Origin of the sequence: Streptomyces africanus (genome assembly GCF_002150735.1) — a bacterium.
Taxonomy (GTDB): Bacteria; Actinomycetota; Actinomycetes; order Streptomycetales; family Streptomycetaceae; genus Streptomyces; species Streptomyces africanus.
The window spans coordinates 18,911-39,641 of sequence record NZ_MUKA01000054.1 but is presented as its reverse complement, the minus strand read 5'-3'; the positions used below and the strand labels follow the sequence as shown (position 1 = coordinate 39,641).

The following is a 20,731-nucleotide window of genomic DNA, read 5'->3' as shown; positions in this document are numbered from 1 at the left end:
AGGGCGTAAAGCGACCGAAGAATGGATAGGGGCTATACGGCGAAACGCGGGGAGTGTCGGACGTGCCCGGATGCCGGGCCCAGCCGCTACAGGGGGAGGGAGCGCGCATGGACGGCCGGCCCTTGTATCTCGAACCCCGACTGGAACCACGGCTCGGTTCGCTCCTGGCCGCGACCGGGACGCTGCACTCGCTCACCGACGCGCTCGGCTCGCCCCTGCACGTCGTGGTACCGGACCAGATCGCCGAGAACCTGGAGCGGTTCCGCGCCGTGTACCGCGGGCACCACCTGTCCGGCCAGGTCTACTACGCCCACAAGGCGAACCGCTCCAGCGCGCTGCTGCGCCGGCTCGCCGCCACGGACGCGGGCGTGGACGTCGCGTCGCTGGGCGAGTTGCAGCATGCGCTGGGGGCCGGTTTCACCGCCGACCGGATCACGGCCACCGGTCCGAAGGACCCCGAGTTCCTGTGGCTCGCGGCCCGCACGGGCGTCACGGTCGCCGTCGACGGCATCGCCGAGCTGGACCAAGTCGCCGCGCTGGTGCGAGGGCACGCGCTCGCGCCGGTGCGGGTGCTGCCGCGGCTGTCGGGGTTCGAGACGTCGGGGGTGAAGGTGCTGAGCCGGCGCAGCCGGTTCGGCACGCCCGTACGGGAGTTGAAGCCACTGCTGGATGCGGTCGAGCGGCACGGCGACACGGTCGAGCTGACGGGCGTGGCCTACCACCTGGACACGACGAGCGTCGCGGAGAAGGCGACCGCCCTCGAAGGGGCCCTCGCGGCCCTGGAGGCGTGCCGGAGCCGGGGGCTGCGGCCGCGGGCCGTGGACGTCGGCGGCGGATTCGGCGTCAGTTACCTCGCCGAGCGGGAGCAGTGGGAGGCGTACACGAGCGCGCTCACGGCCGCCGTCCTGGGCCGCCGCCCGCCCCTGACCTGGGGCGGGCACGGTTACGGGCTGCGTAACGAGTCCGGCACCCTGCGCGGCGCGCTCGGCCTCTACCCCGCCCACCGGTCCGTCGCCGGCCCGGCCTATCTGGACGAGCTGCTGGCCCAGCCCGCCGCCTCGCTGGGCGGCCGCCCGCTGGCCGCGCTGCTGCTGGAGCACCTATACGACCTGCACAGCGAGCCCGGCCGGGCGCTGCTGGACCAGTGCGGGCTGACGCTGGCGAGGGTGCTGGAGGTCCGCTCCGAGGAGACGGGCGGCGCACTGCTCGTACGGCTGGCCGCGAAGGCGGACGACATCGCCCTGGAGGACCACGGAGTGCTGATGGACCCGGTGGTCATCCCCGGAAGGGGAGCCGGGCCGGGCGGCGGGCCCGTCGCCGTGCACCTCTTCGGCGGCCTGTGCCTGGAGACCGACCTGATCACCCGGCGTACGGTCTTCCTGCCGCGCCGTCCGGTCCCCGGCGACCTGCTGGCCTTCGCCAACACCGCCGGCTACGCCATGGACTTCCACGCCACCCGCGCCCAGCACCAGCCCGCCGCCCGCAAGGTCGCCGCCTGGCAGGACGGCGACGCCTGGCGCTGGTGCCTCGACGAGCAGTTCTGGCCGATCACGCCCTAGGGGGGAGCCCAGTGAGGTACGACAGCATCACCGAGGCCATAGGCAACACCCCGCTGGTGCGGATCGACCCGGCCGTGCACGGCCTGCGCACCATCGACCTGTACGCCAAGCTGGAGATGCTCAACCCCTTCGGCTCGGTCAAGGACCGGGCTGCCTGGAACATGGCGCGTCCGCTGCTGGCCGAGGCGGTCGGACACGGCAGCCAGGTCGTGGAGCTGTCCAGCGGCAACACGGCGAAGGCACTGGCGGTCCTGGCGGGCATGCACGGCCTGGGCTTCAAGAGCGTCACCAACCGGATGCGGGTGCCGGAGATCAAGGACCTCCTGCTGCTGCTCGGAGCGGAGATCGAGGAGCTGCCGGGACAGAGCGAGTGTCTGGACCCGACCGCGACGGACGATCCGCTGACCCTCTTCCACCGCACGCTGTCCGCCTCCGGCACCGCCTTTCTCCACACGGACCAGTACTTCAACCCGCGCAACACCGAGGCGCATCTCACCGGCACCGGCCCGGAGATCGTCAAGGACCTGGACGGCCGGGTGCCGGACTGGTTCGTCGCCTGTGTGGGCACGGCCGGTTCCTCCACGGGCGTGGCCCGCGCGCTGCGGGAGGAGGATCCCTCGGTACGGGTGGTCGGGCTGGTCGCGGCCAAGTCCGACTTCATCCCCGGGATCCGCACCATCGACGAGGTGCAGGAGGTCGGCCTGTTCGACCCGGAGACGTACGACTCGATGGAGTCGGTCAGCTCCGACGAGGCGATCGAGGGGATGCTGACCCTGAACCGCCGCTGCGGCATCCTGGGCGGACCCACCGGCGGCGCCGCCTACCACGGGGCCGTCCGCCATCTGCGCGCCGTGGACGAGGAGTCGACGGAGCGCCGGACGGCGGTGTTCATCGTCTGCGACCGCGTGGAGAGCTATCTGAGCTACGTCCGGCAGCGGCGGCCCGATCTGCTGGGCCGGCCGCCCCGGAAGAACTCGCCGGCCGATCTGACCGAGGCGGAGGTCGGCGGGGCGCCGTCGGTCACGGTGGCCGAGGCCCGGCGGTGGATCGACTCCGAGGGGCCGCTCGTGGTCGACCTGCGCAGCCCGTTCGCGTACGCGGCGCTGCACATCGACGGGTCGGTCAACATCGTCGACGAGATGTTCGCCGAACTCCTCCAGGGCGGCCTGCCGTTCAGCCGGAGCCGGCCGGTGCTGCTGGCGTGCCCGGTGGGCGAGCAGTCCGCCCGGTACGCGGCGCTGCTGACCCGGATGGGCCATCCCGACGTACGCAGCCTGGCCGGCGGCATCATCGCCTGGCGGGACGCGGGCGCGCCCCTGGTGCGGGACTGACCGCCATGACCGCACCCGCGATCCATGACGATCTGCGCTCGTGGCAGCAGGCGCTGCGCGCCCAGTTCCCCATCGTCACCGGGCACCCGGAGCTGGCGTACCTGGACAGCGCGGCCACGGCGCAGAAGCCGCAGGCCGTATTAGACGCCGTGCAGAGCTATCTCACCACCGGCAACGCCAACGCGGCACGCGGCACCTACACGTGGGCCAACCGGACGACGGAGCTGGTCGAGCGCACGCGCGAACGCGTCGCCCGGTTCCTCGGAGACCGGCAACCGGAGCGCTCCGCCGTCCACTTCACGAGCGGCACGACCGAGGGGCTGCGCACGATCGCCCGCGACTGGCTGCCGGGGTTCCTGCGCGACGGCGACGAGATCGTCGTACCGGACGCCGACCACCAGGCCAACATCGCGCCCTGGCGGGAGGCACAGCGGCTGCTCGCCCGCGAGGGCACTCACGTCCGGGTGGTGCCGATGCCGTACCAGAGCGGTTCCGGGGACTACGACCATCGCGCGCTGGCCGAACGGGCCGGGCCGCGCACCCGGTTCGTCGCCACGACCCATGTGCACCACGTCTACGGCGGCGACATGAACGTGCAGCGCATCCGCCGGGCGGTCGGACCGGACGCGGTGATCTGTCTGGACGCGGCGCAGAGCGTCGGGCATCTGCCGGTGTCCGTGGCCGGGCTGGACGTCGACTTCGTCGTCTTCTCCGGGCACAAGGCGCTGGCCCTGCCCGGCTCCGGGGCGGTGTGGGCCCGGCAGGCGCGCGGCCCGGCGTTCACGCCCGGCGGGTGGAGCGGCACCCCGAACACGGTCGGCATCGCCTCCCTCGAAGCGGCGCTGGACTGGCTGGACGCCGCCGGTGTGGAGCGCGTCGAGCACTGGACGGTCGCCCTGGCGGCCCGGCTCACCGAGGGGCTGCGCCATCTGGACGCCTACGAGATCCTCGGCTGCCCGCTGAGCCTGGCCGCCGACTCGGCCGTGCAGCGGCGCCAGGGCATCGTCACCCTGCGGCATCGCGCCATCGACTCGGGCGACCTGGGGTTCATCCTCTTCAGCCACGGTTTCATGGTCCGCTCGGACCACCACTGCCAGGGCGACGCGGGCGAGAAGACCGGTTCGGTCCGGGTGAGTCTGCATGTGTACAACACCGTTGAGGAGATCGACCGGTTGCTGTCCGTCCTCGCCTCACTCGCGTGACTCCGCCGACTATACGTAATGGGAACCGTTTCCACCTGTAGGCTCGGACCGGCAAGGATCAGGTGCGAGACGGCAAGGTGGCGCGACCGGATGGGGCTGAGTCTGGCGACGGCGGAGCGATGGGTGGAGCGCTGGGAGCTCCAGCAGCAGCGGTACGCGGTCGACCGCGAGGAGCGGTTCACGGTGATCGCCGATGTCGTCGAGCACGTGACGGCCGGACAGGACCCCCGGCCCCTGGTCGTCGACCTGGGCTGCGGGCCCGGCTCCCTGGCGGCCCGGCTGGTCCGGCGGCTGCCGGACGCGGAGATCGTCGCCGTGGACCGCGATCCCGTGCTGCTGGAGCTGGGCCGGACGCACCACCCGGACGCGGCCCGCTACGTCGACGCCGAGATCGGGGCACTCGGCTGGACCTGGGCCCTGGACCTGGACCGGCCCCTGGACGCGGCCGTCTCCACGACGGCCCTGCACTACCTCGACCGCGACACCCTGCTGCGCGTCTACCGGCAGCTCGCCGCGCTGCTGCGGCCCGGCGGCGTCCTCGTCAACGGCGACCATCTCCCCCAGGACGACACGGGCCCGGCCGGGATCGCCGCCCATGTCGGGCGGTGCCGGGCCGACCGGCAGCGGGTGTTCGCGCACGAGGACTGGGGCTCCTGGTGGGCCGCCGTCGCCGACGACCCCGAGCTGACGGACCTGCTCGCCGAGCGCCGCCGCCGCGAGGCGCCTCTCGGCACCGCCCGCCCCGCCGAACTGTCCCTCTTCGCCCATCTGGAGCTGCTGCGGCAGGCGGGCTTCGCCACGGCGGGCCCGGTCTGGCAGTACGGCGACAGCTGCGTGGTCGTCGCGGTTCGCTGACCCCGGTTCCCCCTGCGCCGCTCTCGGCTCGCGGGCGGCGCCGGTCGCCCGGACAATACATGCGCTCGCCCGTACGCCTGGGGATCATGCGCGAACTGTCCGGCGGCGGGAAGTACGTCCATGAGCTGGTGACCGCGCTGGGCGTGAGCCAGCCGCTGGTCTCCCAGCATCTGCGGGTACTGCGCACGTCCCGGATCGTCGCCGCCCGGCGTCAGGCCCGCGAGACGCGGTACACCCTCACCGACGACCATGTGGCGCACATCGTGCTGGACGCCATCCGGCACGCGCAGGAGTGACGCACACCGGCGCGTCACATGGCCGAGACGCCGCGACGGCCGCCCGGCAGCCGGGCCGGGCGGCCGTCCAAGAGGGGACCTCGCGCTCAGCCCCGGGTCAGGGTGACGGCCCGCTCGTGCACCGCGTGGAAGTAGGGCAGCGGCAGGCCGCTGAAGGTGCGCAGTTCCGTGATGGTGGCCTCGACGTGGGCCTCGCCGGGTACGAGCGCGACGGGCAGGGGGCGGCCCGTGTTCACCCAGCGGTGCTTCGCGCCGTCGCACACGGCCCGGGTGCCGCCGATGCCGTAGCGGTTGGCGGAGGAGCCCTGGCTCACGGAGGAGCTGACGAAGACCGGGCCGCTGGAGCTCTGGCAGCGGTAGGTGCCGGAGAGGGTGACGGTGCCGTCGGCGGCGATCCGGCCGACCGAGTCGACGGTCACGGCCTCGGAGGGGGTGGGCGCGGCGGTGGCGGGTGTCGCGGCGGCGCCGGTGAGCAGGAGCAGCGCGGCACCGGCCGCCGCGCCGAGAAGGGGACGTGGACGCATGGGGGAACCTCCCGAGCGGAGTGGAATTTCGGCTTCCACTCGTACCGGGCCTTCGGCCCGGCACCCGTGACCCTCACCCCTTCGGTGGCGAGTCCGCCCCCCTCTACGGCAGCACCGCGAAGCCGTCCAGTTCGACCAGCGCCTCCTCGTCCCACAGCCGGACGACTTCGACGACCGCCATGGCCGGGTAGTCGCGGCCCGCCAGTTTCCGCCAGAGGCGGCCCAGTTCGGGGGCGTGGGCACGGTACGCGGCGACGTCCGTGGCGTAGACGGTGACGCGCGCCAGGTCGGAGGGTGTGCCGCCGGCCGCGGCGAGGGCGGTCAGCAGGTGGGCGAGGGCTTTCTCGAACTGTTCCGGCAGGGTCGCCCCGGTCACCTTGCCGTCGCCGTCGAGGGCGGTCTGCCCCGCCAGGAACACCACCCGGGACCCGGAGGCCACGACGGCGTGCGAGAAGCCCGCCGGCGGGCTGAGACCGGGCGGATTGACGCGTTCGGTGGTCACCGGGCCTCCTGGTGGGCTGCGTACAACTCCTTGGCGATGATGCCGCGTTGAACCTCGCTGGCTCCCTCGTAGATGCGGGGGGCGCGCACCTCCCGGTAGAGGTGTTCGAGCAGGTGACCGCGTTGCAGCGCACGGGCGCCGTGCAACTGGACGGCCGTGTCGACGACGTACTGCGCGGTCTCGGTGGCGAGCAGTTTCGCCATGGCGGCGCGCCGGGGCACGTCCGGGGCGCCCTGGTCGTACGCCGTCGCCGCCGCGTAGACCATCAGCCGGGCCGCCTCCGTGCGCAGGGCCATCTCGGCGACCTGGTGGGAGACGGCCTGCAGGTCCCGCAGCTTGCCGCCGAAGGCGTCCCGCCCGGCCGTGTGCGCGAGGGTCGCGTCGAGGGCCGCCTGCGCCATGCCCACCGCGAAGGCGCCGACGCTGGGCCGGAACAGGTTGAGCGTGCCCATGGCGACCCGGAAGCCCCGGTCGACCTCGCCGAGCACGTCGTCGGCCGTCACGGGTACGGCGTCGAAGTCGAGCGTGCCGATGGGATGCGGGGAGAGCATGTCGAGCCCGGCCCCGGTCAGGCCCGGCCGATCGCCCGGGACGAGAAACGCCGTGACGCCACGCGCGCCCGCCCCCGGGGTGGTCCGGGCGAAGACGGTGCAGAAGTCGGCCTCGGGGGCGTTGGAGATCCAGCACTTCTCGCCGGAGAGGCGCCAGCCGGCGGGACCGTCGGGGGTGGCGGTCAGGTCCAGCGCCGCCGCGTCCGACCCCGCCCCCGGCTCGCTCAGGGCGAAGGCCGCGATCGCCGTGCCGTCGGCCACCCGGGGGAGCCAGCGCGCCCGTTGGGCCTGCGTGCCGTGGGCGTGGACCGGGTGGGCGCCCAGGCCTTGGAGGGCCAGGGCCGTTTCGGCTTCCGTGCAGGCGTGGGCGAGGGACTCGCGCATCAGGCACAGGTCGAGCGCGCCGGAGGTGAAGAGGCGGCCGAGCAGGCCGAGGCCGCCGAGTTCGGCGACCAGGGCCCGGTTCACCCGGCCCGGTTCACCCTTCTCGGCCAGCGGGCGGAGCCGCTCCGCGGCGAGGGCGCGCAGCTCGGCGCACCAGGCGAGTTGTGCCGGTTCGAGCGAGAATGCGGTCATCGCCGGTCCCTTCTGCGCCACCCAGCCTCCCGGCCGGGCCACTCCGAGGTTATCGCGGACCGTTGACTGCCGTCACCAACACGATACGCTCCTGGAGCGAGCCCACCACGCCAAGGGGGCGAATCGTATGAATCCACGGGGTACGGCCCACGTCGACACCTTCGCCCGTGACCATCTGCCACCCCCGGACCAATGGCCCGAGCTCCGTTTCGACCTGCCGGAGCTGCGCTACCCCGAACGGCTCAACTGCGCCGCCGAACTGCTCAGCGGCCCGCCCGACGACCGCCCGGCGTTCCTCACCGCCACCGGCGAGCCGTGGACGTACGGCGACCTGCGCGCCCGCGTCGACCGCGTCGCGCACCTGCTCACCGGCGAACTCGGCGTCGTCCCCGGCAACCGCGTGCTGCTGCGCGGCCCCACCACACCGTGGCTCGCGGCCTGCTGGCTGGCGGTGCTGAAGGCGGGGGCCGTCGCGGTCACCGTGCTCGCCCAGCAGCGCCCGCACGAGCTGAGCACGATGTGCGAGATCGCCCGGGTCCGGCACGCGCTGTGCGACATCCGGGCCGTCGACGACCTCGCCAAGGCCGAGATCCCGGACCTGCGGATCACGGCCTACGGCGGTGACGCCCCGGACGACCTCCTCAACCGCCCGGCGCCCGGCACCCCGTACGAGCCCGTCGACACGGCGGCCGACGACGTCGCGCTGATCGCCTTCACCTCCGGCACCACCGGCCGCCCCAAGGGCTGCATGCACCTCCACCGGGACGTCCTGGCCGTCGCCGACACCTTCTCCCGGCACGTGCTGCGCCCGCGCGCCGACGACGTGTTCACGGGCAGCCCCCCGCTCGGCTTCACCTTCGGGCTCGGCGGGCTGGTGGTCTTCCCGCTGCGGGCCGGGGCGAGTGCCCTGCTGCTCGAACAGGCCGGCCCGAAGCAGTTGCTCCCGGCCATCGCCCGGCACCGGGTGTCCGTGCTGTTCACGGCCCCCACGGCGTACCGCGCGATGCTCGACGAACTCGACGGGTACGACGTCTCGTCCCTGCGCCGCTGCGTCTCCGCCGGCGAGAACCTGCCGGCGGCCACCTGGCAGGCCTGGCACGAGCGCACCGGCCTGCGGCTGATCAACGGCATCGGCGCCACCGAACTGCTGCACATCTTCATCTCCGCCGCCGACGAACGGATCCGCCCCGGCACGACGGGCGTGCCCGTGCCGGGCTGGCACGCGCGCGTGCAGGACGAGCACGGCGAGCCGGTGCCCGACGGGGAGCCGGGGCTGCTCGCGGTGCGCGGCCCGGTCGGCTGCCGCTACCTCGCCGACCCGCGGCAGCGGGAGTACGTGCGCGGCGGCTGGAACGTCACCGGCGACACCTACGTCCGCGAACCCGACGGCTACTTCCGGTATGTCGCCCGCGCCGACGACATGATCATCTCGGCCGGGTACAACATCGCCGGACCGGAGGTCGAGGACGCGCTGCTGCGGCACCCGGACGTGGTGGAGGCGGCGGTCGTGGGGCGGCCCGACGAGGAGCGCGGGCAGGTCGTCGTGGCCTTCGCGGTCCTCAAGGAGGGCGCCGGCCGGGACGCCGGGGCGCTGCGCGCCTTCGTCAAGAGCGAGCTGGCACCGTACAAGTGCCCGCGGGAGATCGTCTTCCTGGACGCGCTGCCGCGCACGGCCACCGGCAAGCTCCAGCGGTTCAGGCTGCGCACGGGAGAGCTCCTCCCGGACGGCGGCACCGAAGACGACCGGGAGTGACCCGTACGACCTAAGATGATCAACGTGTCCGACCAGCATGCACCACGGTCTCTCATCGTCACGCTCTACGGCGCGTACGGCCGCTTCGCGACGGGTCCCGTGCCCGTCGCCGAACTGATCCGGCTGCTCGCCGCGGTCGGTGTCGACGCCCCGTCCGTACGCTCCTCGGTGTCACGGCTGAAGAGACGCGGACTGCTCGTGCCCGCCCGCACCGCCCAGGGCGCGGCCGGGTACGAACTGTCCCCGGACGCCCGCCAGTTGCTCGACGACGGCGACCGGCGCATCTACACCACGGCGCCGCCCGGGGACGAGGGCTGGGTGCTCGCCGTGTTCTCCGTGCCGGAGTCGGAGCGGCAGAAGCGGCACGTGCTGCGCTCCCGGCTGGCCGGCCTCGGTTTCGGAACCGCCGCGCCGGGCGTGTGGATCGCGCCCGCACGGTTGTACGAGGAGACCCGGCACACGCTCCAGCGGCTGCGTCTGGACGCGTACGTCGACTTCTTCCGCGGCGACCACCTCGGCTTCGCCCCGACCGCGCAGGCCGTGGCCCGCTGGTGGGACCTGGCCGCCATCGCCAAGGAGCACGAGGCATTCCTCGACCGCCACGAACGCGTCCTGCGCGACTGGGAGAAGCGCGAGGACACCCCGCCGGAGGAGGCCTACCGCGACTACCTCCTCGCCCTGGACTCCTGGCGCCACCTGCCCTACACCGACCCGGGCCTGCCGTCCGAACTGCTCCCCCGGGACTGGCCGGGCACCCGCTCCTCGGCGGTGTTCCAGGGCCTGCACGAGCGGCTGCGGGACGCGGGGGCCGAGTTCACGGGGCTGCTCAGCGCCCCAGAGTGAGGCGCGGCTTGGGCGCGTCCGTGCGGCCCGTCCGGGGGCGGCGGCTGCCCGCGCGGTACGGGGCCGGCCAGACGGCGCCGGGACCCGTGTAGCCCTGTTCGGCCGCCGCGTGCAGCGTCCAGTGGGGGTCGTAGAGGTGCGGGCGGGCCAGGGCACACAGGTCGGTGCGGCCCGCCAGGATCAGGGAGTTGACGTCGTCCCAGGAGGAGATCGCGCCGACCGCGATCACCGGGATGCCGGTGGTGCGGCGGATCCGGTCCGCGAACGGCGTCTGGTACGACCGTCCGAACTCGGGCCGCTCGTCGGCCACGACCTGCCCCGTCGACACGTCGATCGCGTCGGCGCCGTGCGCGGCGAAGGCCCGGGCGATCTCGACGGCGTCCTCGGCCGTGGTCCCGCCCTCGGCCCAGTCGGTGGCGGAGATCCGTACGGTCATGGGCCGCTCCCCCGGCCAGACGTTCCGTACGGCGTCGAACACCTCCAGCGGGAAGCGGAGCCGCTTCTCCAGCGGGCCGCCGTAGGCGTCGGTGCGGCGGTTGGTCAGCGGGGAGAGGAAGCCGGAGAGCAGATAGCCGTGGGCGCAGTGCAGTTCGAGGAGGTCGAATCCGGCCCGGGCGGCGCGGCAGGCGGCGGCCGCGAACTGCTCGCGGAGGTCGGTGAGCTGGGCGCGGGACAGCTCGCGCGGAGTCTGGCTGAACCGCTTGTACGGGAGCGCGGAGGCGGCCACCAGCGGCCAGTTGCCCTCCTGAAGCGGCTCGTCCATGCCCTCCCACATCAGCTTCGTGGAGCCCTTGCGGCCGCTGTGGCCGAGCTGCACGCCGATGGCGGTGCCGGGCGCCTGCTCGTGCACGAAGTTCGTGATCCGCCGCCAGGCTTCGGCCTGCCGGCCGGTGTAGAGGCCGGCGCATCCGGGCGTGATCCGGCCCTGCTCGCTGACGCACACCATCTCGGTCATCACCAGCCCGGCCCCGCCCATCGCCCGCGCGCCCAGATGGACGAGGTGGAAGTCGCCGGGGACGCCGTCGACCGCCGAGTACATGTCCATGGGCGAGACGACGACCCGGTTGCGCAGGGTCAGGCCGCGCAGCCGGAACGGCGTGAACATCGGGGGCGTGCCGGGCGGGCAGCCGAACTCCCGCTCCACCGCCTCCGTGAAGCGCGCATCGCGCAGCCGCAGGTTGTCGTGGGTGACGCGGCGGCTGCGGGTGAGCAGGTTGAAGGCGAACTGGCGGGGCGGCTGGTCCAGGTACAGGGCGAGGTTCTCGAACCACTCCAGGCTGGCCCGGGCCGCGCGCTGCGTGGAGGCGACGACAGGCCGCCGTTCCGCCTCGTACGCGGTCAGGGCCTCGTCCAGGGTGTCCTGTTCCTCCAGGCAGGCGGCAAGGGCCAGGGCGTCCTCGACGGCGAGCTTGGTGCCGGAGCCGATGGAGAAGTGGGCGGTGTGGGCGGCGTCGCCGAGGAGGACGACGTTGCCGTGCGACCAGCGGTCGTTGACGACCGTGCGGAACGTCGTCCAGGTGGAGTTGTTCGACTTCAGGGGGCGTCCGCGGAGTGCCTCCGCGAAGATCTTGGCGCAGCGTTCGACCGACTCCGCCTCGCCGAGCTCGTCGAAGCCGGCCGCGTGCCAGACCTCCTCGCGCATCTCGATGATCACGGTGGAGGCGTCCGGCGCGTAGGGGTAGCCGTGGAGCTGCATCACGCCGTGTTCCGTTTCGGCGATCTCGAAGCGGAAGGAGTCGAAGGGGAAGTCGGCGGCGAGCCAGATGTAGCGGCAGCGGTGGGTGGTGACGCGGGGGCGGAAGACGTCCGCGTGGGCCTCGCGGGTGGTGCTGTGGATGCCGTCCGCGGCGATGACCAGGTCGTGGGTGCGTGGGAGGTCGTGCGGGGCCTCGGTGTGGAAGCGGAGGTCGACGCCGAGGTCGCGGCAGCGGGCGTGGAGGATCTCCAGGAGGCGCTTTCTGCCGAGTGCGGCGAATCCGTGGCCGCCCGAGGTGTGCCGTACGCCTCGGTGCACGATGTCGATGTCGTCCCAGCGGACGAAGTGTCTCTGGAGGGCCTCGTAGACCTGGGGGTCGGCGTGTTCTATGCCGCCGAGGGTTTCGTCGGAGAGGACGACTCCGAAGCCGAAGGTGTCGTCGGGGGCGTTTCGTTCCCAGACGGTGATGTCGCGGGTGGGGTCGAGGCGTTTGAGGAGGGCGGCGGCGTAGAGGCCGCCGGGGCCGCCGCCGATGATGGCCACGCGTAGGGGGTGGCTTGTGTCGTGGTGCGGCTGCGGGTGCGTGGGGGCTGATCGCGCAGTTCCCCGCGCCCCTGAGGGTGACGCGCTCACCGTCCGCTCCATTTGGGAGGGCGCTTGTCCGTGAACGCCGCGTGGAACTCTGCGTAGTCCTCCCCTGTCATCAGGAGGGCTTGGGTGGAGGCGTCGAGTTCCACCGATGCCGCCAGGGGCATGTCCAGTTCTGCCGTGAGGAGGGCCTTCGTCTGGGCGTGGGCCAGGGCCGGGCCCGTTGCCAGGCGGTGGGCCAGGTGGTGGGCTGCCTCGTCGGTGCGGCCCTCCTCCGTCAGTTCGCTGATCAGGCCGATGCGCTCCGCCTCGGGGGCCCGGACGGGGTCGCCCAGCATCAACAGGCGGGTGGCGTGGCCGAGGCCCACGACCCTGGGCAGGAGGTAGGCCGCGCCCATGTCGCCGCCGGAGAGGCCGACGCGGGTGAAGAGGAAGGCGAAGCGGGCCGTGGGGTCGGCCACGCGGAAGTCGGCGGCCAGGGCGAGGACCGCTCCGGCGCCGGCCGCCACGCCCTGGACCGCCGCGATCACCGGGAAGGGGCACTCCCGCAGGGCGCGGACCACCTGGCCGGTCATCCGGTTGAAGTCGAGGAGCTGGGCGGTGTCCATGGCCAGCGTGGCGCCGATGATCTCGTCGACGTCGCCGCCGGAGCAGAAGCCGCGGCCCTCGCCGGCCAGCACCAGGGCCCGTACGGACCGCTCCCGGGACAGCTCCGCGAGCAGGTCGCGCAGGTCGGCGTAGGCGCCGAAGGTGAGCGCGTTGAGTTTCTCGGGGCGGGCCAGGGTGACGGTGGCGACGCCGTCGGCGAGGTCGACGCGCAGGTGCTCCCAGCTCGGGGTGCGGGCGGCGGAGCCGGTGAAGGGACTCATGACGGGCGGCCTCCTCGGGCGGGCACTGCCTCACTGAGCTCTACCCCACGAAGTTATCACTCATTCGTGACTGTCGTCATGAGTGCGCGATAGGCCGTCCGGGTAACTCTTCCTGGGGAGCCGGGCGTGAACCGGGCCGGTCACATCCGTCACAGATCGTCCACACCGGCGTAACGGCGGGAGCAGCTGTGCGCGGCACCGCGTTCACCTGGGTAAGCCGTGCGGCAAGGGGGCCGCAGGGCCCTCGGCAGAGCCCCTCGGAGGCCACACAGGAGTGGCCCCGTACCATTCATAAGGTTGAAAGCAGGATGTCCTGCTCCATGAACGGACCCGCCTTGTACGAACTCCCCTCAGCCCCCGCCTCCTGGCGCGTCGCGCTGCCGCACACCGCAGCGGCGGTGCCCGTCGCCCGCGCCCTGGTCCGTACGGCTCTGGCCGAGCTGGAGCACGGGGCCGACCGCGACACCGCGGAGCTGCTCACGGCGGAGCTGGTGGCGAACGCCGTGGAGCACACCTCCGGCGAGACGCCGATAGAGCTGGTGGTGGAGCTGAGGCCGTCGGGCTGCCAGGTCGAGGTGCACGACACCGACCCGAAGCCGCCCGGCGATCTGACGTGCCCCTCCGGCTCACTGCCCGACCCCTGGCAGGAGCACGGACGCGGTCTGCTGCTGATCCGCGCCCTGAGCTCCTCGTGCGGGCACCGGCCGACCGAGTCCGGCAAGGCGGTGTGGTTCAGGCTGCCGGTGGTACCGGCCCAGCGCCGCTCGTCGGTCTGACGCGGTTCAGCCGAGCGTCGCGACCAGCACCGCCTTGATGGTGTGCAGACGGTTCTCCGCCTCGTCGAAGACCACGGAGTGCGCCGACTCGAAGACCTCGTCCGACACCTCCATGTACTTCAGGCCGTGGGCCGCGTGGACGTCCTGGCCGATCTTGGTGCCGAGGTCGTGGAAGGCGGGCAGGCAGTGCAGGAACTTCACGTCCGGGTTGCCGGTGGCGCGCAGGACGTCCATGGTCACGGCGTACGGGGCGAGGGCGGTGATGCGCTCGGCCCAGACCTCCTTCGGCTCGCCCATGGAGACCCAGACGTCGGTGGCGACGAAATCGGCGCCCCGGACGCCCTCGTCCACGGTCTCGGTGAGGGTGATGCGGGCGCCGCTGGTCTCGGCGAGCGCGCGGGCCCGGTCGACGACCTCCTCGGCCGGCCAGTACTCCTTCGGGGCGACGAGACGCACGTCCATACCGAGCAGGGCGCCGGTGACCAGGTAGGAGTTGCCCATGTTGAAGCGGGCGTCGCCCAGGTAGGCGAAGGCGATCCGGGTCAGCGGCTTGGCGCAGTGCTCGGTCATGGTGAGCACGTCGGCGAGCATCTGGGTGGGGTGCCAGTCGTCGGTGAGCCCGTTGTAGACCGGCACCCCGGCGTGCGCGGCCAGCTCCTCCACCTTCTGCTGGCTGTCGCCCCGGTACTCGATCCCGTCGTACATCCGGCCCAGCACCCGCGCGGTGTCCCGCACCGACTCCTTGTGACCGATCTGCGAGCCGGACGGGTCGAGGTACGTCGTCGAGGCGCCCTGGTCGGCGGCCGCGACCTCGAAGGCGCAGCGAGTGCGGGTGGAGGTCTTCTCGAAGATCAGCGCGATGTTACGGCCCCGCAGGTACTGCGTCTCGGCCCCGGCCTTCTTGGCGGCCTTCAGCTCGGCGGCCAGCTCCACCAGACCGCGGAACTCCTCCTCAGTGAAGTCCAGCTCCTTGAGGAAGTGGCGGCCGGCGAGGGCGGTCGGGACTGTCGCCATGGGGCGCTCCAGGGATACGGCGGTACGGGGACGGACAGGACTGCTGGAATACTATACGAAACTCAGCATGCCTATACGTCGCGTGGGTGCTTAAACGGCCTCCCGTTCGACCGGGCAGCTCATGCAGCGCGGCCCGCCCCTGCCCCGCCCCAGCTCGCTGCCCGGGATCTCTATCACTTCGATGCCCTGTTTGCGCAGGTGGGTGTTGGTGGTGGCGTTCCGCTCGTAGGCGACCACGACGCCGGGTTCGACGGCCAGGACGTTGCAGCCGTCGTCCCACTGCTCTCGTTCGGCCGCGTGCACGTCCTGGGTGGCGGTCAGCACCCGGATCTCGTTCAGGCCGAGCGCCGCGGCGATCGCGCGGTGCATGTGCTCCGGCGGATGGTCGGTGACCTTGAGCTCCTTCTCGCCGACGCCCGGTTCGATGGTGTACGAGCGGAGCATGCCGAGCCCCGCGTACTGGGTGAAGGTGTCGCCGTCGACCATCGTCATCACGGTGTCGAGGTGCATGAAGGCACGCCGCTTGGGCATGTCGAGGGCCACGATCGTCTCGGCGGAACCGGCGGCGAACAGCTTGTGCGCGAGCATCTCGACGGCCTGGGGCGTGGTGCGCTCGCTCATGCCGATGAGCACCGCCCCGTTGCCGATGACGAGCACGTCCCCGCCCTCGATGGTGGACGGGTAGTCGGCCTGTCCCTCGGACCAGAGGTGGAAGGTCTCGTCGCGGAACAGCGGGTGGTGCCGGTAGATCGCCTCGAAGTGCACGGTCTCGCGCTGCCGGGCGGGCCAGCGCATCGCGTTGATGGAGACGCCGTCGTAGATCCACGCGGAGGTGTCGCGGGTGAAGAGGTGGTTGGGCAGGGGGTCCAGCAGGAAGTCGTCCAGTTCCATGACGTGGAAGCGCACCGAGGTCGGCTCCGGGTGCACGTCGAGGAACTCCCGCTTGGTCATGCCGCCGACCAGGAGCTCGGCCAGCTCCGCCCCGGGCAGGTTCTCGAAGGCGGCTCTCAGATGGTCGGTGGCCAGCGGGCCGTACTCCTTCTCGTCGAAGACCCGGTCCAGGACGAGGACCCTGGCCGCCGGGACCTGGAGGGTCTCGGCCAGCAGGTCACCGAAGAGGTGGACGGCGACGCCCCGGTCGCGCAGCACGTCGGCGAACCCGTCGTGCTCGGCGCGGGCCCTGCGCACCCACAGCACGTCGTCGAAGAGCAGCGAGGTCTTGTTGCTGGGGGTGAGCCTTTTGAGCTCGAGATCGGGCCGGTGCAGGATGACGCGGCGCAGCCGCCCGGCCTCGGAGTGGACGTGGTAAGCCATGTCTCCATCCTGACCATCGGAGCGCCTGTTGACGCGCTGCTCGCGCGTTTCGGCGAACTCTCGTTTGCGTCTGCCTGACGACAATCAGCCCGGGCGGGTCAGCCGCTGGGCAGCGGCTGGAGCCGCTCCGGCCGGGCCAGCATGCGCCGCGTGGCCCGGCCCGGTTCGAGCACGGCCCGGGCGACGATCCAGCCGGCCAGGGCGTGCGGCTCGGCGGGGTCGGCGGCCAGCTGCCCGGCGTACCGGGCGAGTGCGGCGGCCGCGTCCCCGGCGGCCAGGTGCTCGTCGCCGGTGCGCGGGGCGGCGACGCGGGTGGCGAAGGCGTGCGTGCGCACGTCGGGCCAGGAGCTGCGGTCGGGGCGGAAGCGGGGGCCGTCCGACGGTATCTCCACCGCGGGGTCGACGTTGCGCAGCCGCCACTCGGTGCGGTGCAGCGCGGCGGCCGTACGGGCACGGGTGAGGGCGGCGTACGGGACCGGTTCGCGCAGCCAGCCGTCGAGGGTGCGGGCGAGGCCCGAGACGAGGGCGCGGCCCTGCGGGGTCAGGCGGCCGCTGGTCAGCAGGGTGCGCACGGCGACGCGGCTCTGCAGCCGGCGCAGCGCGAAGAAGTAGGCGGCCCGCTCGACCGCCTCACCCTCCTGCGCACCGGCCAGCCGGTCCCGCCAGAAACCCGCGACGCCGGTGAAGGCGTAGGCGCCGTGCAGCAGGCCGGTGAGATGGCGCGGGTCGGTGCGCCAGGGGGCGTAGTAGCGCTCGGCCCGGTCGTCCTCCAGCAGCGGGAACAGGTGGAGGAGGGCGGCCAGTTTGCTGTGCTGGAGCTCGTGCACCAGGGTTTCGGCGAGGGCGAGCGCGGAGGCCGGCCGGACGATGAGCATGCCGCCGAAGGAGTCACCGCTGGAGGCCGACACCTGCACGAAGGGCGGCGGGGGCGGGCTGGCGGCGGTGCGTCCGAAGGGCACGATCGCCCGGATCATGGCGGGGTCGACCCGGCCGGGGCCCGGTACGCCAGGGCGTGCGAGGATCCGCGCGGCCTCCCCGAACAACCGCTGCCACTCCTGTGCCTCGTCCTCGTCGAGCCGGGCGGGGGGCAGGTGGTCGTCGAGATCGCGGTAGGGGTCGAGGTCGTCGAGGACGACGGTGACGGGGGCTCTGCCGTCGGGGCCGGTGTGGGTGAGGGTGCGCAGCGGGAGCCAGGTGCCCCGTTCGGCGTCGGCACACCGCGTCAACGGACGGCAGGTCACCCGCACCGAGCCGGTCGGGTGCCCCGGCCCGGTGACCGTCACCTCTCCCCCGGCCGTGGTGACCCGGCCGACCGCCAGGCCCTCCTGCGCGTCGGGCAGTTGGATCATGCCGAGACCGGGCAGGGGCAACCGCCCGCTGGTGAGGGGAACGTCGAGGGCCGTCTCGGTGCCCGCGTGCAAGGAGGCCGAGAGGGCCAGTGCGCTGAGGTGACCCGCCTCCGCCCACAGGGGCGGTCCGCTCGCCGTTCCGTGCACCCGGCGCAGCATGTGGGAGATCCAGCCGCCGGTCGCCGGGGCCAGCAGCAGGCGTTCGACCGGCTCGGGCGCCTTCTCGGCCGCATCCTTGAGCACCCGCCAGGCTTCGGCGACCGGGGTGAGGGGGGTGGGCAGGGCGTCGAGGTGACCGAGGAGGGTGCGCAGGAGCAGCAACCGCCGCGCGCGTTCTGCTCGTTCGAGGAAGGCGACGGCCGCTGCCGAACCACCTCCGGCGGCCAACTCCGCGAAGAGCCGGTCCGGCATGCGGAAGGGAGCGAGGTGCTGCTCGCTGGTCATCGTCGCGGACCTCCGGACGGGTTGGCGGACATGCGGGGACCCCGGTGCGCGTGCGGGTGTCGCACCGGGGTACTGCCGTCGGAACGCGGTCGACGGCTAGTCGGCTCGGGCGCCCTGGCCTCCTCCTTCGCCGCTCCGCATGCTGCTACGGGCGCGCAGCACCTCGGTCAGCAGGCGCGTGGTGGAAGGCAGGGCGGGGAGACCGTCCACGGCGCTCAGGGGCAGCGCCGCGAGGTCCGCCAGATCGGATTCCCAGACATCGGTCCCCTGTGTGGCGACGACCGGTTCAGGTGCGGCGGCGGCTCCGGCGTGGTGCAGAGCGGGCGGCTGGACCAAGATGCTCCCCCTTCTCGCACGGTGGCACTCGATGCCCCGTGTCTTTCCATCATGGCCAATACCTCACGGAGCGAAAACCGTACGATCACGCCACTGATCACTCCCGATCACGCCGGCGCGCCGAGGAGGCCACCAACTCGGTCAGTGCCGCGCCCAGTTCGTCCTTCAGTTCCGGGTCGTCGTCGACGGACACCACGGCGTCGAACAGGTCCCACAGTGCCTCCGGATTCCGCCGGGCGAGCCCGCCGAGGATGTTGACGACGTCGGTGCGCGCCCTGCTGTGACGGCGCAGTACGGCTGTGACACGCGGGTTCAGCGCGGCGACGACCGTCTGTCGCTCGTCGGGGTCGTGCATGAGGGAGTACGCGAGGAGGGCCTCCACCGCACGCTGCAAGGCCGCGAGGGGGCGCGAGCCGGCGGGCGGTCCCGCGGGGGGCAGGGTCTCGGTGCGGTCGGGTCCCTGGAGCCGGATCTCGGGATGCTGAAGAGTACGGCCCTCTTCCCTGAGGGCCGCGATGCGCGCTCGAACGGCCGGAAACAGTTCCTCCGGATCGGGCGGTGCGGGCAGAACGGCCGCCCGGTCGGCCAGCAGACCCAGCAGGACGTCGGAGAACAGGCCGGTGGCACGGACGGGGTCGTTGGCCGCGACCCTGCCCCGGCCGGCCGCGCGCAGCACGGTCTGCCGGTGCGCGTGGTTGGGCCGGCCCACCGGCAGGGCGTCGGCGGGCAGCGCCTCCTGGAAGGCCAGGTCCTGCTCGAAGGTCTCGCAGGCGTCCACGATCCACATCTGCTCACGCAGCCCCGGCACGGCGTCGCCCGCGTACCGGGCGAGCGCGCTGTCCAGGTCGATGCCCACCTTGTCGGCGGCACCCGCGTCCGCGCAGAACAGCCGGAGCCGCCCGGCCCGGTCCAGCACACCGTGCCCGCCCCACCACACCCACAGCAGGTCGCCCTGCTGCGGGGACAGTTCACGCACGAGGACCCGGCGCAAGGTCGCCTGGTCCGCGCGCCCGTAGGGGACGTGCGGGTCGTAGGGGGACAACGGGCTCAGGTGCAGCCGCAGTTGGGACTCGGGGACCCCGGCGTCCCGCAGCAGCCGCCAGAACCGTACGGCGTCCCGCGCGGGCCCGGGCAGCCGCCAGGCGTCCCCGGCCTCGTACGCCTCGATCCCGACGACGAGGGCGTGCACCCGGGTGGGGTCGACGGACGGCATGGGCCCGGTCACGGCAGGCGGTCCACGATGTGGCGGTACACGGCGGGGTTCGTCCAGTAGGCGCTGTGCGCGGCGGGGAACGGCTGGCCGCTGTCGACGGCGACATCTCTGACGCGGCCCGGGAAGAGTTCCGCCCCGAGATAGCCGAGCAGATCGCGCGGGTCGTAGAGGTTCAGCCAGGCGGGGACGTACGACGGCAGGGGCGCGGGGTGTTCGAGGGTCGGCAGGCAGCCCGACTCGTAGAGGAAGGGCCCCTGGGAGCCGGCCGTCACCAGGAGCCCGACCTGCGGCAGCGGGGCGGAGATCAGCGTGTCGAGGGCGATGATGCCGCCGAGACTGTGGCCGACCAGGGCGACGGGCGGCTCCAGGCCGGCGACGAGGGCGCGCAGGCCGTCGCGGAAGGCCGCGCCCCGGCTCAGATAGCGCAGGATGTCACCGGCGGCGGGGTGGGCGGCCTCGGTGAGGGCCCTTCGACGGCGTTCCACGGCCCGCGCGGCCATGGCTCCGGCCGACCGCAGCAGGTAGGAGCGCAGGCCCCGTTCCGTGCCCCGGGGCGGTGCCCCGAGGGCCTCGGCGATCCGGTCGGTGACGGCGTCCCGTGTCTCACCGACCGGCACCAGCGGGGAGTCGGCGTCGAGGGCGTCGGCGATGAGGCGGGCGGTCAGGTCGGTGGCGGCGCGGGCCAGCCCGGGGCCCACCTCGGCTCCTGGTGCGTCGCCTCCGGCGGCGAGTGCGGTGAGCTGCGCCCGTATGCGCTGCTCCGGCGGTATGGAGCCGGGCGGGCGTTCGGCGGCCGGACCGGACCGGGCGGCGGCCAGGGCCAGTTCGGCGTACGGGTCGGCGTAGAGAGCGGCCCAGGCCGCGGCCGCTTCGTCGCCCGGGTCCGCCCCCGGGCCGTCGGCGGGACCGCGCGTCGTACCGGACCGGGGCGGCAGGCTCGCCCCGCCGGCCATGAGTCTGGCACCGTGTGCCGCTCCCCAGTCGTAGGACACGATGCGCACCCCCGCACGCTGGGCGGCCAGTCCGGCCGTCACCCGCCCCACCAGCGCGGCCAGGCCCGGTTCACGAACCCCGGTCCCATGAACGAAGACCACCGCCGTCATACGCCCCCCCGTGACACGACTGCCCTTGGATACCGGT

19 protein-coding genes are annotated in these 20,731 nt (G+C 73.0%); 8 read left to right on the top strand and 11 right to left on the bottom strand.

All coding sequences use genetic code 11. The features are described from left to right. Nucleotides 1–107 precede the first annotated feature (107 nt). From CCL05_RS07855 to CCL05_RS07835, 5 genes are all read left to right on the top strand, one after another. Complete coding sequence (locus CCL05_RS07855; protein ID WP_086559759.1) at nt 108–1,559, top strand: alanine racemase; 1,452 nt, start codon at nt 108–110, stop codon at nt 1,557–1,559. An 11-nt stretch (nt 1,560–1,570) separates the two neighbouring features. After that, nucleotides 1,571–2,890 (top strand): pyridoxal-phosphate dependent enzyme, encoded by a 1,320-nt coding sequence (locus CCL05_RS07850; protein ID WP_086559758.1) that lies wholly within the window; start codon nt 1,571–1,573, stop codon nt 2,888–2,890. A gap of 5 nt (nt 2,891–2,895) precedes the next feature. After that, the gene (locus tag CCL05_RS07845; RefSeq protein WP_086559757.1) at nt 2,896–4,092 is read left to right on the top strand and encodes an aminotransferase class V-fold PLP-dependent enzyme; all 1,197 of its coding nucleotides are present in this window, start codon (nt 2,896–2,898) and stop codon (nt 4,090–4,092) included. A gap of 90 nt (nt 4,093–4,182) precedes the next feature. Next, nucleotides 4,183–4,947, top strand: a complete 765-nt coding sequence (locus CCL05_RS07840) for a class I SAM-dependent methyltransferase (protein ID WP_086559756.1) — start codon at nt 4,183–4,185, stop codon at nt 4,945–4,947. A 59-nt stretch (nt 4,948–5,006) separates the two neighbouring features. Beyond that, nucleotides 5,007–5,243, top strand: coding sequence for an ArsR/SmtB family transcription factor (locus CCL05_RS07835; RefSeq protein ID WP_279629926.1), 237 nt, complete (start codon nt 5,007–5,009; stop codon nt 5,241–5,243). Between the two features lie 86 nt (nt 5,244–5,329). On the opposite strand, the gene CCL05_RS07830 is transcribed toward CCL05_RS07835, so the two are convergent. From CCL05_RS07830 to CCL05_RS07820, 3 genes are all read right to left on the bottom strand, one after another. After that, nucleotides 5,330–5,767 carry a DUF6299 family protein gene (locus CCL05_RS07830; protein ID WP_086559755.1) on the bottom strand — a complete coding sequence of 146 codons (438 nt, stop codon included), beginning with the start codon at nt 5,765–5,767 and terminating at the stop codon, nt 5,330–5,332. 103 nt (nt 5,768–5,870) lie between these two features. After that, nucleotides 5,871–6,269, bottom strand: a complete 399-nt coding sequence (locus CCL05_RS07825; RefSeq protein ID WP_086559754.1) for a RidA family protein — start codon at nt 6,267–6,269, stop codon at nt 5,871–5,873. Then, nucleotides 6,266–7,396: an acyl-CoA dehydrogenase family protein gene (locus tag CCL05_RS07820; RefSeq protein ID WP_086559753.1), complete on the bottom strand. Its 1,131-nt coding sequence runs from the start codon at nt 7,394–7,396 to the stop codon at nt 6,266–6,268. The genes CCL05_RS07825 and CCL05_RS07820 overlap by 4 nt, the downstream gene beginning before the upstream one ends. 127 nt (nt 7,397–7,523) lie before the next feature. On the opposite strand from CCL05_RS07820, the gene CCL05_RS07815 reads away from it, so the two are divergent. Both CCL05_RS07815 and CCL05_RS07810 read left to right on the top strand, forming a co-directional pair. Beyond that, a complete protein-coding gene (locus tag CCL05_RS07815) occupies nt 7,524–9,149 on the top strand; it encodes an AMP-binding protein (RefSeq protein WP_086559752.1) in 1,626 nt (541 codons plus the stop codon). 15 nt (nt 9,150–9,164) lie between these two features. After that, entirely contained in the window at nt 9,165–9,992 is an 828-nt protein-coding gene (locus CCL05_RS07810; RefSeq protein WP_086559751.1) for a PaaX family transcriptional regulator, read from the top strand. Here CCL05_RS07810 and CCL05_RS07805 read toward each other — a convergent pair. Further along, entirely contained in the window at nt 9,976–12,333 is a 2,358-nt protein-coding gene (locus CCL05_RS07805; protein ID WP_086559750.1) for a bifunctional salicylyl-CoA 5-hydroxylase/oxidoreductase, read from the bottom strand. The genes CCL05_RS07810 and CCL05_RS07805 overlap by 17 nt on opposite strands. After that, entirely contained in the window at nt 12,318–13,145 is an 828-nt protein-coding gene (locus CCL05_RS07800; RefSeq protein WP_086559749.1) for an enoyl-CoA hydratase family protein, read from the bottom strand. The genes CCL05_RS07805 and CCL05_RS07800 overlap by 16 nt, the downstream gene beginning before the upstream one ends. 308 nt (nt 13,146–13,453) lie before the next feature. Here CCL05_RS07800 and CCL05_RS07795 point away from each other — a divergent pair, with 308 nt between their 5' ends. Further along, nucleotides 13,454–13,921 carry an ATP-binding protein gene (locus CCL05_RS07795; RefSeq protein WP_086559748.1) on the top strand — a complete coding sequence of 156 codons (468 nt, stop codon included), beginning with the start codon at nt 13,454–13,456 and terminating at the stop codon, nt 13,919–13,921. 6 nt (nt 13,922–13,927) lie between these two features. Here CCL05_RS07795 and argF read toward each other — a convergent pair whose 3' ends face one another. The 6 genes from argF to CCL05_RS07765 all read right to left on the bottom strand — a co-directional run bounded on the left by argF (nt 13,928) and on the right by CCL05_RS07765 (nt 20,694). Continuing rightward, nucleotides 13,928–14,935, bottom strand: a complete 1,008-nt coding sequence (argF, locus tag CCL05_RS07790; RefSeq protein WP_086559747.1) for an ornithine carbamoyltransferase — start codon at nt 14,933–14,935, stop codon at nt 13,928–13,930. 90 nt (nt 14,936–15,025) lie between these two features. Further along, nucleotides 15,026–16,249, bottom strand: coding sequence for an arginine deiminase (locus CCL05_RS07785; RefSeq protein ID WP_086559746.1), 1,224 nt, complete (start codon nt 16,247–16,249; stop codon nt 15,026–15,028). A 98-nt stretch (nt 16,250–16,347) separates the two neighbouring features. Continuing rightward, complete coding sequence (locus CCL05_RS07780) at nt 16,348–18,042, bottom strand: HEXXH motif domain-containing protein (protein WP_086559745.1); 1,695 nt, start codon at nt 18,040–18,042, stop codon at nt 16,348–16,350. A 96-nt stretch (nt 18,043–18,138) separates the two neighbouring features. Then, nucleotides 18,139–18,378, bottom strand: coding sequence for a hypothetical protein (locus CCL05_RS07775; RefSeq protein WP_086559744.1), 240 nt, complete (start codon nt 18,376–18,378; stop codon nt 18,139–18,141). A 97-nt stretch (nt 18,379–18,475) separates the two neighbouring features. Then, nucleotides 18,476–19,603 (bottom strand): effector-associated domain 2-containing protein, encoded by a 1,128-nt coding sequence (locus tag CCL05_RS07770; protein ID WP_086559743.1) that lies wholly within the window; start codon nt 19,601–19,603, stop codon nt 18,476–18,478. Beyond that, nucleotides 19,600–20,694 (bottom strand): hypothetical protein, encoded by a 1,095-nt coding sequence (locus CCL05_RS07765; RefSeq protein ID WP_086559742.1) that lies wholly within the window; start codon nt 20,692–20,694, stop codon nt 19,600–19,602. The genes CCL05_RS07770 and CCL05_RS07765 overlap by 4 nt, the downstream gene beginning before the upstream one ends. Nucleotides 20,695–20,731 lie beyond the last annotated feature (37 nt).

Excerpts from the sequence above, each read along its gene's own strand:
- CCL05_RS07800 (WP_086559749.1), bottom strand. The coding sequence starts at position 13,145 with ATGAGTCCCTTCACCGGCTCCGCCGCCCGCACCCCGAGCTGGGAGCAC.
- CCL05_RS07780 (WP_086559745.1), bottom strand. The coding sequence starts at position 18,042 with ATGACCAGCGAGCAGCACCTCGCTCCCTTCCGCATGCCGGACCGGCTC.
- CCL05_RS07810 (WP_086559751.1), top strand. The coding sequence starts at position 9,165 with ATGATCAACGTGTCCGACCAGCATGCACCACGGTCTCTCATCGTCACG.
- CCL05_RS07815 (WP_086559752.1), top strand. The coding sequence starts at position 7,524 with ATGAATCCACGGGGTACGGCCCACGTCGACACCTTCGCCCGTGACCAT.
- CCL05_RS07830 (WP_086559755.1), bottom strand. The coding sequence starts at position 5,767 with ATGCGTCCACGTCCCCTTCTCGGCGCGGCGGCCGGTGCCGCGCTGCTC.
- CCL05_RS07820 (WP_086559753.1), bottom strand. The coding sequence starts at position 7,396 with ATGACCGCATTCTCGCTCGAACCGGCACAACTCGCCTGGTGCGCCGAG.
- CCL05_RS07785 (WP_086559746.1), bottom strand. The coding sequence starts at position 16,249 with ATGGCTTACCACGTCCACTCCGAGGCCGGGCGGCTGCGCCGCGTCATC.
- CCL05_RS07765 (WP_086559742.1), bottom strand. The coding sequence starts at position 20,694 with ATGACGGCGGTGGTCTTCGTTCATGGGACCGGGGTTCGTGAACCGGGC.
- CCL05_RS07795 (WP_086559748.1), top strand. The coding sequence starts at position 13,454 with ATGTCCTGCTCCATGAACGGACCCGCCTTGTACGAACTCCCCTCAGCC.
- argF (WP_086559747.1), bottom strand. The coding sequence starts at position 14,935 with ATGGCGACAGTCCCGACCGCCCTCGCCGGCCGCCACTTCCTCAAGGAG.
- CCL05_RS07840 (WP_086559756.1), top strand. The coding sequence starts at position 4,183 with ATGGGGCTGAGTCTGGCGACGGCGGAGCGATGGGTGGAGCGCTGGGAG.
- CCL05_RS07835 (WP_279629926.1), top strand. The coding sequence starts at position 5,007 with ATGCGCTCGCCCGTACGCCTGGGGATCATGCGCGAACTGTCCGGCGGC.
- CCL05_RS07855 (WP_086559759.1), top strand. The coding sequence starts at position 108 with ATGGACGGCCGGCCCTTGTATCTCGAACCCCGACTGGAACCACGGCTC.
- CCL05_RS07845 (WP_086559757.1), top strand. The coding sequence starts at position 2,896 with ATGACCGCACCCGCGATCCATGACGATCTGCGCTCGTGGCAGCAGGCG.
- CCL05_RS07805 (WP_086559750.1), bottom strand. The coding sequence starts at position 12,333 with ATGGAGCGGACGGTGAGCGCGTCACCCTCAGGGGCGCGGGGAACTGCG.